We start from the raw sequence: 13,477 nt of genomic DNA on the forward strand, positions 1-13,477 counted from the left end.
CGCTGTCTAGAACAGGCCCTCGATCTGGCCAATCTCGTTCAAGAAGATCTTCTCCGAAGACGGCGCCTTGGGCAGGCCGGGCATGGTCATGACCTCGCCGCAGATGATGACGACGAAGCCGGCGCCGGCCGATAGCCTGACCTCGCGCACCGGCACGGTGTGGCCGGTCGGCGCGCCACGCAGATTCGGGTCGGTCGAGAACGAGTACTGGGTCTTGGCCATGCAGACCGGCAGATTGCCGTAGCCGGCCTGCTCCCAGGCATGCAACTGGTCGCGGATCGACTTGTCGGCGATCGCCTCGTCGCCGCGGTAGATGCGCTTGACGATGGTGTTGACCTTCTCGAACAGCGGCATCTCGTCTGGATAGAGCGGCGAGAACTGCGAGGCCCCGGATTCGGCGATCTCGACCACTTTCCTTGCGAGGTCCTCGATGCCTGCCGAGCCCTGCGCCCAGTGCTTGCACAGGATGGCCTCGGCGCCCTGCGCCTTGACGAAGTCCTTCATCGCCTGGATCTCGGTTTCGGTGTCGGTGGTGAAGTGGTTGATCGCCACCACGGCAGGCACGCCGAACTGCTTCACATTCTCGATGTGGCGGCCGAGGTTCAGGCAGCCTTTCTTGACCGCCTCGATGTTTTCCTTGCCGAGGTCTTCCTTCTTGACGCCGCCATTCATCTTCATGGCGCGCACGGTGGCGACGATGACCGCCGCCGAGGGCTTCAGCCCCGCCTTGCGGCACTTGATGTCGAAGAATTTTTCCGCGCCGAGGTCAGCGCCGAAGCCAGCTTCGGTGACGACATAGTCGGCGAGCTTCAGCGCCGTCGTGGTGGCCACGACCGAGTTGCAGCCATGCGCGATGTTGGCGAACGGGCCGCCATGAACGAAGGCCGGGTTGTTCTCCAGCGTCTGCACCAAATTGGGCTGCATGGCGTCCTTGAGCAGCACCGCCATGGCGCCGTCGGCCTTGAGGTCGCGGGCATAGACCGGCGACTTGTCGCGGCGGTAGGCGACGATGATGTCGCCGAGGCGCTTCTCGAGGTCCTTGAGGTCGGTGGAGAGGCACAGGATCGCCATGACTTCGGAAGCCACGGTGATGTCGAAGCCGGCTTCGCGCGGATAACCGTTGGCGACGCCGCCGAGCGAGCAGATGATCTCGCGCAGCGCCCGGTCGTTCATGTCCATGACGCGGCGCCAGGCGACGCGGCGGGTATCGATGCCGAGCTCGTTGCCCCAGTAGATGTGGTTGTCGATCAGTGCCGAAAGCAGGTTATGCGCCGTCGTGATGGCATGGAAGTCGCCGGTGAAATGGAGGTTCATGTCCTCCATCGGCACCACCTGGGCGAGGCCGCCGCCGGCGGCACCGCCCTTGACGCCGAAATTCGGGCCGAGCGAGGCCTCGCGGATGCAGACGATCGCCTTCTTGCCGATGCGATTGAGGCCATCGCCAAGGCCGACCGTGGTGGTGGTCTTGCCTTCGCCGGCCGGCGTCGGGTTGATGGCGGTGACCAGGATCAGCTTGCCGTCCTTCCTGTCTTTCACCGACTTGATGAACTCGGCCGAGACTTTCGCCTTGTCGTGGCCATAGGGTAACAGATGCTCGTTCGGGATGCCGATCTTGGCGCCGATCTCCTGGATCGGTTTCTTCTTGGCGGCGCGCGCGATCTCGATGTCGGACTTCACTTCGGCCATGACGGCTTTCCTCTGGATTGGGCGGTGGAAGGGACGGTATTGATCATTTGTGCATGTTCGAAATGCCGCGCGGGCGCAAGGGCAAGTTCTAACCCTGTCGCGGCCGCGGCGTCAACTTCCATGCAACTAAGTTTCCTGCAAAGAAAAACTGCTGTTCCCGGTCCGACCCTGTTCGGGTCTTCGGCCCCGGTCGCTTGCGGCGTATAGAAGCCAGAGCCAAGACCGTTCCGCCGTCTCAAAACAGCCGCTGAATACGCGAAAAGCGACAGAGGCGACGGCGCAAATCCACCATCGCCGTGTCGTCTCGAAAGGCGCTATTGCGTGAGCACGTTGCTGATCTCGACCATGTTGGAGCGCACGCGCAGGATGTAGAAGCCCATCGTCGTCAGATGCGTCGGCAGGAGCCAGCCATCCTCGCGGCCGTTGGCGATGATGAAGGGCTGGATGCGCAGCGCCGAGACGAATTGCGAATCCATCGTGTCCCAAAGGCTCTGCAGGTGCTTTTCCTTGATCACGTTCTCGAAGTCGGCCTGGGCGCCCTTCATCAAGCCGTAATAGGCGTAGAGCTGGCCATAGGCGAACCAGAAGCGGTCGTCGGCGCGGGTATCGAACCAGCCATTATTGTGGTTCTCCGCGCGCTCCTTGAGGATGGCCGAGGTCGATCCGATGTCCGACGAGATGCGGTCGATATATTGCTTCAGATTGTCGGCACGGGCGTCGAACGTCGCCTGGCAGGTGGCCAGCCGGGCGTTGAAGTTTCGCAGCTTGCGCACCGCGTCGCGATAATAGCTCGGCGTCGGCGTCTTGGGGCCGAACGGGTTGAGGCCGAAATACCAGGTGTACTCGTCGAACTGCAGATTGCCGCGCGCATCCTGCAGGTCGGCATCGATCTGCGATGTGGTGCGCACGCGGCCGAGATTGTCGGCAAGCTCGGTCGCGGTGCGCCGCACCGCCTGGTTGATGCCGCGCTGGAAGGAGGCCTTGTTGTCCATCCAGGGCGTGTTGTCCCAATCGATGCCGAACAGGCCGAGCTTGTAGAGGATCATCGAGGAGATCCAGGCATTCTGGTTGACGTTGAAGTCCGTCAAATCGGCGGCAACCTGGGCGATCGCCGAGTTGCCGCATGTCTTGGCCGTATCGGTGCCGCTGCCGGCCGAAACCTGCTCGCCCGCCGACACGTTCCGCTTCTCGAACGTGTAGGTGTCGGGATAGTTCGGGTCGAAATTGTTCCACCATTGCGTGGCGTAGAAGAAATTGGCGTAGAGGCCGATCAACACCAGAATGGCAAGGCCGACCACCGCCTTCAGGATCCAGCCGCGCTGGCCGTACCAGCGGCCAACCCACATGAACGGCCACAGGATGAGGCCGATGACGAAGCCGATGCCGCGGCCGATCCATTGAAAAATCTGGGTGACGAAGTTCACGATCGGATCAAGCATGGCTTTGGCACCCCTTAGCATGATGCCAAAAAGTTGCAGACTTTTTGGATAACATCATGCGCCAACACAATAAATTAGAACGAAATGACGGTTCATTTCGTTCTAGTCAATCAGGCCGTAAAGGCGCGCGCGGAACGCCGCCTTGTCCTTCAAATATGTGGTTTTCAGAACGTCCACAACATGGCTTCGCCAGGCGTCGCTGAAGCCGTCATAATCCTTGTAGAAGCCGGGCTTGTTGAAGACGTAGCGCGAAACGAAGTCCTGCGGCACGAAATCCGAGATCAGCTGGTTGGTCAGCCAGGCATCGGGATGATCGGGCTTGGCGCGCACGACCAGGAAGCGCTGGCGCGGCGGCACATCCTCGATCTTGAGATGGCCGAGCTGGGCGATCTCGCGCTTGGCGGCGTTGAGGAACGGGAAATTGCCGTCGCTGGCGATCAGGTCGGCATGGCCAAGGATCCAGGTCTGCAGCCAGACCTTGTCGACATCGGTCAGATTGCGGTTGGGCTCGGCATCGCGGATCAGCGCCCGCACGACCATTTCGGCGCGGTGCTCGAGATAACCGGAAGCCTCGATCCAGGAGGCGCGCGGCAGGTCGAGGCGGCCGGTGGCGGCCAGGAAGCCGAACACCTTGTCGGCGTCGTTGATCGACAGATAGCTCACCTGCCAGGGCCGCGAGCGGCGGAAGCCGGGAGCGGCCGGATCGCTGATCACCGTCATCATATCGGGGTCGACGAAGACATAGAGGCCGCCGAAATGGCTTGTCCAGTAGGCGTTGTGGCGGAAGATAACCTGGTCCGGCACCAGCGCGTTCTCGCGGATGTCGCCGCAGACCTTGGCAAGGTCGACCATGCGCTCAAGCATGGCGTCGTCGCGCCAGGCGTCAGGCTCCTGCCTCAGCCGGTCGACGAGCTTGCCGAGCTCAGCCGCCTTGCCGAGCACATCTTCGGCCGACAACACCTTGAACTCGACCTGGTTGATCGACAGCAGGTCCTCGATGTCGTTGACCTTCGGGACCGAGTCCTCGATCTCGCCGTAGATGACGTCCTTGATGGTCAGCGCGTCGATCGCGCGCTGGTTCTTTGACATGAACTCGAACATCAGCTGCGAGGTGTTGGAGAAGGCGGTGTGGACCACCGGCAGGTCGATCTGCGACGGCGTCAGGATGATGAAGCGGCGGTTGACCTCATTGGGGTCGAGATAGTCGTAGTCGCCGCATTCCTCGGCGATCTCGGGCGAGAAGCCGGTGCGGTCGATCTGGAAGCTCTCAAGCTTGGTGGGCTTGAGGCCGAAAGCGGCAAGTGCCTTGTTGTAGCGCTGGATGAGGTGCGGCTCGTCGATGGCGAGCAAGCGGCCGTAGATCAGCTCGTTGTCGCGCAGAAGGTCGGGCTTTTTTATTGCGCTCATCTTCCCTTCTCCCCGTTCACGGGGAGAAGGTGCCCGAAGGGCGGATGAGGGGCGCGAACTCTCCTTCTCCCCTTGTGGGAGAAGGTGGCCGCGAAGCGGCCGGATGAGGGGTGCTCCAGGGAATGCCAGCGTCTCACTCCGCTGGAACACCCCTCATCCGTCTCGGCGCTTGCGCGCCGATCCACCTTCTCCCACAAGGGGAGAAGGGGAAGGCGCGCTTTACGCATTCCACAGCCCCTTCTTCTTCAACTCCTCCATCTCGCGTGCCGCGCGCTCGCGCAGCCTTGCGTCGCGCAGGAGCTTCTCCACGGCGGCGTCGTCGGATTTGTCGGAATAGCGGAATTCGGAATCGGCGTAGCGATTGATCTCCTGCATGACCATGTCCATCGAGAACGGTCCGCGCAGTTCCTCGATCATTGCCTTTTTGTCGTCGTAGCTCTTGTGCATGAAGGCTTCCGGCTTCTCGAACCAGTCGTCCGGCAGCTCGATGTCCATGGCGCGCATCTTGATGGCGTCGGTGACGTTCTTGATGGCGCGGCCGGTGAAGCGCGGCTCGGCGTCCTTGATCATATGCAGGTAGGTGCCGACATCGGCCATAGTCTTCGGCGCGCCATTTTCCTTCATGTAGCGCTCATAGACCTTCATCAGCCCACCTTCCCGCGGCTTCTCGTGCTCTTCATAGGCCTCGGTCACGGCGCGCTGGATTTCCTGCGCGGCATAGAGCTCGTGCTTGCCAAGCGGGATCTCGTGGTTCTTGCCGGCAAGCAGCACGAAGATGTCGATATAGTCGTCGCGGGTCTGCGGGCCGTCGACCAGCCATCGCGCGCCGGCGCGCTGGCGCAGCGCGTCGTCGACATTTTCCGGATAGTTAGAGAACATCCCGAAGGAGCAATTGCCGCGCACCACCGTCGAGGCGCCGGCGAAGGCGTCCATCAGGACGCCGGTGATCTCCTGCTGACCGGCGGAAGCACGGTCGTCGGAACGGCGCGCCGCCACCTGGTCGATGTCGTCGATGGTGCCGAAGCCGATGACGCGCTGATTGAGCACGTTGTTGATGAACTGGCGGCAGTTCTGGCCCGACTTGCCCTGGTAGGACGAGATCTGGTCGACGCCAAAATTCTCATAGGCGAAGGGATAGCCGGCGACCTGGCAGTAGCCATTGACGAGGCCGGCGATCATCTGGATCAGCGTCGTCTTGCCGGTGCCCGGCGCGCCGTCGCCGATGAAGGTGAAAAGAAAGCCGCCGAGCTCGACGAAGGGGTTCAGCTCGCGCTCGAAGTCGTAGGCCATCAGCATCTTGGCCAGCCTGACCGACTGGAATTTGGCGATGTGGTTGCCGACGACCTCTTCCGGTTTCTTGAAGGTCATCACCAGCGGCTTGGTGCGCTTGCCGGGCGCGACGTCGAAACCATCGAGGGTGAAATCGTCGACGTCGATACGGATATGCGCATTTTCGAACGGCCCAATGCCGTCGAAGCGACCTTTGCGCGCAAGCAACCCGTCGATGGCGATGCGGGCGAAGGCGCGAGCGCGCGTCGTCAGGTCGGCGTCGTCCTTCGAGCCGGCGATTGCCTTGTCGAGACCGGCGACGATCGACTTGACCGCGTCCTGCGGTGTGTCGAACAGGAAGTCGGGCTCGGGGATGTCGTTCGGCGCCTCGCCATCGCTGTCGATCAGTTGGAAGAGATACGAAGCGAAACTGAAGGCGGAAACGTAAGCCGACGCCGACAGAAGCTTCTTGAAGGTGGCTGCCTCATCGCCTTCCAGCGGCGCACGCGCATTCCTCGCCTGCAGGCTTTCGAGATCGGAGCCTTCGGCGAAGACGTCGGATATGGCTAGCGCGATCGCCAGGCCACGGCGGGCGCGGTAGAGCAGCGTGTGCTGCGGGATGCTCATCAACTGGTCGTCGGGATGAATGGCCGCTACTGTTTTTGTGAGCTCGACCTCGCGCGTGCGGCGCACCGAACCGACCGACACGGTCGAGACAAAGCGGCGGTTGGTGCCGGCAAGCGCCGTGCCGGATTCGCGCGAAGGATCCTCCAGCACGACGATGCGGGTGATGAAGCTCTGCGCGGTCGCGCGGTGCTTCTCGATTGCGGCTTCCGAGATCGTGGTCAGGCCGGTGTCCATGAAGGATGCTCCGCGGTTTGACGGTCATACATCGCTGATCACCTGCCCATTCGACAGGATGTGGACCTTGTAACCGGAAAAGATCTTCTGCGCCTCGCCTGCGGCGTAGAGCGCCTGATAGGCCTCGTGCGGGATCAGCGCGTGGTTCTCGTAGCTCGACACACCCTGGCGCGCCGCTTCGAGATCGTCGGTGTTGATGAAGAACTCCTGCGTCGTCTTCTCGCTGGAGAACAGGCCCTTGCGGCCGGGCTTCTCGCTCTTGGAGAAGACCTCCTGGATCGTCCAGGTGAGCAGCCAGGCGTTCTGCGGCTTGCGCACCTTGGCCAGCACCTCGGCCACCGTCGAATTGTTCTCGGTGATGCCGGCCGAGTAGAAGGGTCCCAGCACCACACGCCTCAGCTGCTTGGGATGCAGCGGCTCGAAATCCTTGTCGAGATTGACGGCGATCGTCGCCGGAGAGAGCGTATAGGCCGAGTTCTTCTCGGTGAAATCGTCGAAGCGGTGCGCAAGCTCCGGGTTGAGCAAGCCGTCGACGGGGAGCGGGATATCGACCCGCTCGTTGAGCTTGCCGTTCACGTCGACCAGCTGGCGCACCATGCTTTCGGAGGAGTCCTCCACCGTCACCATGTAGACCAGCGGCAGGTTGGCGCTGCCGTCGAACGCGGCCCAGTGGACGAGATAATAGGGTCGCATGGTTTTCGGGTTGACAGAAACCTTTGCCGTCTGCGCCAGAGTGAACGGGCCGAAGGTCGCCTCGCTCTTGACGTCCTCAAGATAGAGCCGCTCTGCCATCGACTTCTGCAGCGCCTCTGGGAATTCCTTGTGGCGAAGGATGAAGTCGGCCATCTCCTCGCGCAGTTCGCCGGCCTGCGGGATGTTGGCCAGCCGCGCATCGGCCTGCTGGCGGTCGTTTTCCAATTCGAGCAGGTTCTGGAAGACGGGGTAGCCGCTTTCGGCGCGCGAGATGCGGAAGGTGTCCATGAAGCCGAGCCGGTTGCGCCAGCAGGCAAAGGACTTGTCCAACCGCGCGATATACTCCGCGACGATCCTGGCGACGATGCCGTGCCGGTAAAGCGGCGAGCGGTCGTCGCGCATGAACACTTCCAGCCCGCTCAGCGCCGCCGTGATGGCGGAGAAATAGCGTGCCGCGGCGTCGTTCTCAGGTGTCATGTGGCTGCCGTGGAAATGAAATCAGCGGCGCCGCCTATTGCTGCACATAGTTGGCGGCGTTGTGCTTCTTCATCACATCATCGAAGCGGCGGGCGAAGGCATCGTCGGCAAGCTTCTTGCGGCGCTGGATGTCGGCCGAAGCCACCATGTTCTTCTCATGCATCTCGAGCAGGTCGCCGATGTGCTTCTGCGAGGCGGCGCCGATGCCGGCCATCGTCTCCTCGGCCGTGTTGTCGACCTGGCTGCCCAACGTGTTGATCTTGTGGGCGACGTCCTGCTGGGCGGCGGTCTTGAGCGAATCTTCCAGCGCCTTGTAGAGGACGATGCGCTGCTCGGTGTCGATGGTCAGCTTGTTGATCAGCGTCGACTGCGCGGCGATCTGGTTGTTGAGCGAATCGACGAAGGTCTGGAACATCGAGGTGTAGCGCTCCAGCGTCTGGCTTTCGGCCAGCAGCTCCTGCTCCTTGGCCTGCTTTTCATTGTATTCGGTCGCCATTTTGGAGCGTTCGCCCTCAAGCTCGGTGCGCTCCTTCTGGGTCGTGGAGGCGGCGATCTTGTTTTCGATGTCGAGCAGCATCGGGTTCAATTCCTCGATGCGCTTCTGCACCGCTTCAAGGTTGGTCATCGTCACCTTGCGGCGCTCGATAACCTGCGAAAGGCTGGCCTCGGAGGTCTTGTAGCGCTGGTCGAGGACCTGCTTCTGCGCCTTCAGGATGCCGACGATGGTGTCCGACTTTGCCAGCAGCTCCTGCAGATTGCCGGCAAGCGACATGTTGCGGACGCGATCGGTACGCATGCGCTGCTTGCGCTGCGCCGAAAAGACGCCGACGAAGTTTTCCCAACCGGTGTAGTTTTTCATGCTTTCGAATTCGGCGCCGAAGACATTGGTTGCGTCCTCAAGCCCGATGATCAGGTCGGCAATATTGCCTTCCATGACCTTCTGCTGCTTGAGCACGTCCTCGATGCGGGCGTTCTCGATGTCGAAATTGGCATCGCCGATCTTCTTGTCGGCCTGAGCAAGCGTGTCGAGCACCGTACCGGACTGCTCGATCTTGCTGCGCATGTCCTGCACGACCTGCTTGGTCTTGGCAATTTCGGCATCGAAATTCTGCAATGTCGCCATTGGGGCCTCCCGCTTCGGCATCCGTTTCCGTGTCGTGGCGGCGAATATATGTGGGGCTTCAAGGGATTGAAAGAAGGAAGACAAAGCGAAGCGTCAAAACAAAAGGATTGGTTAGGTCCTTGAAAGGCAAGGCAAGCATGCGCATGGCGCGTAGTAACGCGTACCAACATCGAACAGCTTTAGCTGACATGCCTTAAGGTCTTGTTTTTGCGAACGGCCATGAAACAGCGCCCGCAAATATCTTGCGGCGGCGATGCCGGTTTCGCCGGCACCCGTCAAGGCTTGAAGCGGTTTTCGGACGACATCCGGCTCTAGAGCGGTTCAGCGTTTTCACGGAATCGCCGAACCGCTCTAAGTCTTTGTTTTTACACAATTCCGGACGGAAAACCGCTACGCACTTTTCCTGGAATTGCTCTAGGCAAGCTCCGGCTCAGCTGCTGACAAAACCGATGAAGTCGTCGGGCGCGGCCCGGCCCATCTCCTCTTCCCAATGCCGGCGGCAGAGCGAGACATAGACGTCCTTGCCGATCGCCACCTGCTCGCCCTGCTTCGCCACCTTGCCGTCGGGCCCCAGGCGCACCACCATCGTCGCCTTGCGGCCGCAACGGCAGATGGTGCGCACCTCGCGCAGGTCGTCGGCGATGGCGAGCAGAGCGCGCGAGCCGGGGAACAGATTGCCCTGAAAATCGGTGCGCAGGCCGTAGCACATGACCGGAATGCCCAGACGGTCGGCGATGCGGGCGAGCTGCCAGACCTGCTCTTCCTCGAGGAACTGCGCCTCGTCGACAAAGATGCAATGCACCGGGCCATGCCGGTGGTGCTCCGCGACCCTGGCATAGAGGTCGTCGCCGTCGCGGAAAATCTCTGCCTCGGATTCGAGACCGATGCGCGACGAGATCAGCCCGGTGTCGCCCTTACGATAGTGGCCGGCGACGAACAGCATCGTCGACATGCCGCGTTCGCGATAATTGTAAGACGCTTGCAAAAGCATCGTCGTCTTGCCGGCATTCATCGTCGCGTAGTGGAAGTAAAGCTTGGCCATGTCGCTCTTTTAGGTGTGTCGGGATTCAGGCGAGGCCGGCCCGACCTGAATCTCGACACACCCTAAGCCGACTTGCCGCGGCTCGGGGAGAGGGCACCGGCTCCGTCCACCAAAAACTCGATGTCGTTCAAAAAGCTGTCATGTCGCTTAATGGCCAGCGCGCGCCGTTCGTCGCGACGTTGAACCGCTTGAAACAACATCAAAATGGTGTTTGGCTGACGAAACAAGGCGGGCGCAAGAACCGTGACTTCGCTTTGCCTCGAAAATCCAATGGGAGATAAGTTCATGTCGCGTATTAAATCTTTCGTCGCAGGCCTCGGCCTCGCGGCGCTTCTGTCGACGACCGCCGCCTATGCCGGCGATCCGGCGAGCTGCAAGGCCGTGCGGCTGTCGGATGTCGGCTGGACCGACATTCAGGCCACCACGGGCCTGGCTTCGGTGCTGCTGACTGCGCTCGGATACGAGCCGCAGGTGATCCAGCTCTCCGTGCCGGTGACCTATGCGTCGTTGAAGAACAAGGACCTCGACGTCTTCCTCGGCAACTGGATGCCGTCGATGACCAACGACATCAAGGACTATACCGCCGACGGCTCGGTCGAGACCGTCAGTCAGAACCTCGCCGGCGCCGGCTACGGCATCGTCGTGCCGACCTATGTCGCGGATGCCGGCGTCAAGACGCTGACCGATCTCGGCAAGTTCAAGGACAAGTTCAACGGCAAGATCTACGGCATCGAGGCCGGCAATGACGGCAATCGCATCATCCTCGACATGATCAAGAACCCGAAGGACAACCTCGAAGGCTTCGAGCTGGTCGAATCCTCGGAAGCCGGCATGCTGACGCAGGCCGAGCAGTCGATGAAGAACAATGAATGGATCGCCTTCCTCGGCTGGACGCCGCATCCGGTGATGGGCGCCATGAAGATCACCTATCTCGACGGCATGGGCGACAGCGGCTTCGGCGCCGCCACCGTCTCGACCAATGTCCGCAAGGGGTACATGACCGAGTGCCCGAATGCCGGCAAGTTCATCGCCAACCTGAAGTTCAATCTCGACATGGAAGGCGAGATGATGGACGCCATCCTCAAGGGCGGCGATCCGCAGACGGTCGCCACCGACTGGCTGAAGAAGCATCCGGATGCGGTGACGCCGTGGCTTGCCGGCGTGACCACCTTTGATGGCGGCGATGCGGCGGCGGCGGTCAAGACCGCGCTCGGGAGCTGAGCCGGCTTTGAGTTCGGAATGATCCGAAAGAGGGCAGCCGGTTGAAAAGGCTGCCCTTTTTCTTAAGGCGCGGCGCACCTTAAGCCTCTGTTTTGACGCATGTCATTTTCCCAAAACCGCTGCACACTTTTGGGGGACATGCGTTAAGCTGCGAGAAGATGACCGCACGGCAAGTGCGGCGAAGCCGAGAGGGGAAGATGGATCCGATTTCGAAATTCCTGACCGACTACAAAATCCCCATCGGGCCGTGGGGCAAGGCCTTCTTCGGCTTCCTGACCGACAATTTCGACACCATCTTCCGGGCGTTTTCAAACGGGCTTAATTTCATCCTCGACGGGGCGGTGGACCTGCTGCTGATGGTGCCACCCGTGCTACTGGCGCTGGTCATCGCGATCATCGCCTGGCTGCTGCAACGTTCGCGGCCGCTCGCCATCGGCGTCTTCCTCGGCCTGATCTTCATCATCAACCAGAATCTGTGGAAGCAGACGGTGCAGACGCTGGTGCTGGTGGTCGCGGCCGCCGCAATGGCCATGGCGATCGGCGTGCCGCTCGGCATCTGGGCGGCGCACAAGCCGAAGGTCTACCGGGTCATGCTGCCGGTACTCGACCTGATGCAGACGTTGCCGACCTTCGTCTACCTGATCCCGGTGCTCACGCTGTTCGGCCTCGGCAACGCGCCCGGCCTGATCGTCACCATTATCTTCGTCATCCCGACGGCCGTACGCCTCACGCATCTCGGCGTGGTTTCGGTGCCGAAAGCGATCGTCGAGGCGGGCGAAGCGTTCGGCGCCACCAAGCGCCAGCTTCTGTGGAAGGTGGAGCTGCCGTCGGCGCTGCCGACCATCATGGCGGGCCTGACGCAATCGATTATGCTGTCGCTGTCGATGGTGGTGTTCGCCGCCCTGATCGGCGCCGGCGGCCTCGGCACCGAAATCAACCGCGCGCTCGGCTCGCGCCGCATCGATCTCGGGCTCGAGGCCGGCCTCGCCATCGTCGTGCTCGCCATCGTGCTCGATCGCATGACCCGCATCGGCGTTGGAGGCAAGAAATGACCGTCGCGGTTGATTTCAAGAACGTAGACATCATCTTCGGCGCTGACCAGGCAGGTTCGCTGGCCATGATCGACAAGGGCGCCACGCGCGCCGAGATCCTCGAAAAGACCGGTAACGTGCTGGGTTGCGCCGGCGCCAGCCTGACTGTCCATGAGGGCGAGATCTCGGTGCTGATGGGCCTGTCCGGCTCCGGCAAGTCGACGCTGCTGCGGGCCGTCAACCGGCTCAATGTGGTGTCGCGCGGCCAGGTGCTGGTCAAGGACGGCGATCGCACGGTCGATGTCGTCACCTGCGACGAGGCGACCTTGCGGCGGTTGCGCCAGAAGCAGGTGGCCATGGTGTTCCAGCAGTTCGGCCTGCTGCCCTGGCGCACGGTCGAGGAAAATGTCGGCTTCGGCCTCGAGCTTGCCGGCGTGCCGGAGGCGGAACGCAAGGCGCGCGTGCAGAAGCAATTGCAACTGGTCCATCTCGACCAATGGTCGAAGAAATATGCCCATGAGCTTTCGGGCGGCATGCAGCAGCGCGTCGGTCTCGCCCGGGCTTTCGCCACCGAGGCGCCGATTCTGTTGATGGACGAGCCGTTCTCGGCGCTCGACCCGCTTATCCGCACCAAGCTGCAGGACGAATTGCTGCAGCTCCAGGCCGAGCTGAAGAAGACCATCATCTTCGTCAGCCACGACCTCGAGGAGGCGCTGAAGATCGGCAGCCACATCACGATCATGGAGGGCGGCCGCATCGTCCAGACTGGCGCGCCGGAAGACATCGTCTTGCGCCCCGCCAACGACTATGTCCGCGACTTCATCGCCAATGTGAATCCGCTGTCGGTGCTGACGGCGTGGAACGTGATGCGCGACCGTCGCGACCTGGAGCAGGGCGACAACGGCTGGGTGTGGCTCGATCGGCGCAAGACGACACGCTTCAAGATCGACGACCACGGCCTGGTGGCGGCGGCCGAGCGCGACGGCAAGCCGGCGGTGTGGGTGTCCTGCGCCGATGTCGAGCGCCAGCCGGAGGAGGGCGCCCAGGTGTTCTGGGCCAATCCCGGCACGCCGCTGAAAACGGTGATGCTCGCCATGCACCGTTCGCAGACTGCGCCGGTGGCGCTGTTCGACGAAGGCTCGCGCTTCGTCGGCTCGATTGGCATCAGGGACGTGCTGAGCGCGGTGCTGAGGCGGTAGGGCCTTCCGGCGCCGCCCGGCCTTCGGTC

The 13,477-nt window shown here is 62.0% G+C and carries 11 protein-coding genes; 3 read left to right on the top strand and 8 right to left on the bottom strand.

The genetic code is table 11. The annotated features are described in order from the left end of the window. Positions 1-6: 6 nt before the first annotated feature. The 8 genes from FJW05_RS21015 to FJW05_RS21050 all read right to left on the bottom strand — a co-directional run bounded on the left by FJW05_RS21015 (position 7) and on the right by FJW05_RS21050 (position 10,284). A complete protein-coding gene (locus tag FJW05_RS21015) occupies positions 7-1,686 on the bottom strand; it encodes a formate--tetrahydrofolate ligase (RefSeq protein ID WP_140635376.1) in 1,680 nt (559 codons plus the stop codon). A 314-nt stretch (positions 1,687-2,000) separates the two neighbouring features. Next, positions 2,001-3,125 carry a DUF2333 family protein gene (locus FJW05_RS21020; protein ID WP_140543554.1) on the bottom strand — a complete coding sequence of 375 codons (1,125 nt, stop codon included), beginning with the start codon at positions 3,123-3,125 and terminating at the stop codon, positions 2,001-2,003. A 102-nt stretch (positions 3,126-3,227) separates the two neighbouring features. Further along, on the bottom strand, positions 3,228-4,532 hold the full coding sequence (locus FJW05_RS21025) for a DUF6638 family protein (protein ID WP_140635378.1): 1,305 nt from the start codon (positions 4,530-4,532) through the stop codon (positions 3,228-3,230). A 219-nt stretch (positions 4,533-4,751) separates the two neighbouring features. Then, entirely contained in the window at positions 4,752-6,662 is a 1,911-nt protein-coding gene (locus FJW05_RS21030; RefSeq protein WP_140635380.1) for an AAA family ATPase, read from the bottom strand. A gap of 24 nt (positions 6,663-6,686) precedes the next feature. Continuing rightward, a complete protein-coding gene (locus FJW05_RS21035) occupies positions 6,687-7,832 on the bottom strand; it encodes a hypothetical protein (protein ID WP_140635382.1) in 1,146 nt (381 codons plus the stop codon). Between the two features lie 34 nt (positions 7,833-7,866). Continuing rightward, positions 7,867-8,955, bottom strand: a complete 1,089-nt coding sequence (locus tag FJW05_RS21040; RefSeq protein WP_095766474.1) for a hypothetical protein — start codon at positions 8,953-8,955, stop codon at positions 7,867-7,869. Between the two features lie 430 nt (positions 8,956-9,385). Beyond that, entirely contained in the window at positions 9,386-9,997 is a 612-nt protein-coding gene (locus FJW05_RS21045) for a thymidine kinase (RefSeq protein ID WP_140635384.1), read from the bottom strand. Positions 9,998-10,059: 62 nt separating this feature from the next. Beyond that, entirely contained in the window at positions 10,060-10,284 is a 225-nt protein-coding gene (locus FJW05_RS21050) for a hypothetical protein (RefSeq protein WP_140546564.1), read from the bottom strand. Between FJW05_RS21050 and FJW05_RS21055 the strand changes: the two genes are divergently transcribed. The 3 genes from FJW05_RS21055 (at position 10,283) to choV (ending at position 13,448) form a co-directional block, all read left to right on the top strand. Then, a complete protein-coding gene (locus FJW05_RS21055) occupies positions 10,283-11,218 on the top strand; it encodes a choline ABC transporter substrate-binding protein (RefSeq protein ID WP_140546563.1) in 936 nt (311 codons plus the stop codon). The genes FJW05_RS21050 and FJW05_RS21055 overlap by 2 nt on opposite strands. Positions 11,219-11,415: 197 nt before the next feature. Continuing rightward, on the top strand, positions 11,416-12,270 hold the full coding sequence (choW, locus tag FJW05_RS21060) for a choline ABC transporter permease subunit (protein WP_140546562.1): 855 nt from the start codon (positions 11,416-11,418) through the stop codon (positions 12,268-12,270). Beyond that, entirely contained in the window at positions 12,267-13,448 is a 1,182-nt protein-coding gene (choV, locus tag FJW05_RS21065; protein WP_140635386.1) for a choline ABC transporter ATP-binding protein, read from the top strand. The genes choW and choV overlap by 4 nt, the downstream gene beginning before the upstream one ends. Positions 13,449-13,477 lie beyond the last annotated feature (29 nt).

It is taken from the genome of Mesorhizobium sp. B2-9-1 (genome assembly GCF_006439455.1).
GTDB lineage: Bacteria > Pseudomonadota > Alphaproteobacteria > Rhizobiales > Rhizobiaceae > Mesorhizobium.

Bases quoted from the DNA above. Each gene is read 5' to 3' on its own strand.
- FJW05_RS21040 (WP_095766474.1), bottom strand. From the start codon at position 8,955: ATGGCGACATTGCAGAATTTCGATGCCGAAATTGCCAAGACCAAGCAG.
- FJW05_RS21020 (WP_140543554.1), bottom strand. From the start codon at position 3,125: ATGCTTGATCCGATCGTGAACTTCGTCACCCAGATTTTTCAATGGATC.
- FJW05_RS21025 (WP_140635378.1), bottom strand. From the start codon at position 4,532: ATGAGCGCAATAAAAAAGCCCGACCTTCTGCGCGACAACGAGCTGATC.
- FJW05_RS21030 (WP_140635380.1), bottom strand. From the start codon at position 6,662: ATGGACACCGGCCTGACCACGATCTCGGAAGCCGCAATCGAGAAGCAC.
- choV (WP_140635386.1), top strand. From the start codon at position 12,267: ATGACCGTCGCGGTTGATTTCAAGAACGTAGACATCATCTTCGGCGCT.
- FJW05_RS21035 (WP_140635382.1), bottom strand. From the start codon at position 7,832: ATGACACCTGAGAACGACGCCGCGGCACGCTATTTCTCCGCCATCACG.
- FJW05_RS21015 (WP_140635376.1), bottom strand. From the start codon at position 1,686: ATGGCCGAAGTGAAGTCCGACATCGAGATCGCGCGCGCCGCCAAGAAG.
- FJW05_RS21055 (WP_140546563.1), top strand. From the start codon at position 10,283: ATGTCGCGTATTAAATCTTTCGTCGCAGGCCTCGGCCTCGCGGCGCTT.
- choW (WP_140546562.1), top strand. From the start codon at position 11,416: ATGGATCCGATTTCGAAATTCCTGACCGACTACAAAATCCCCATCGGG.
- FJW05_RS21050 (WP_140546564.1), bottom strand. From the start codon at position 10,284: ATGAACTTATCTCCCATTGGATTTTCGAGGCAAAGCGAAGTCACGGTT.
- FJW05_RS21045 (WP_140635384.1), bottom strand. From the start codon at position 9,997: ATGGCCAAGCTTTACTTCCACTACGCGACGATGAATGCCGGCAAGACG.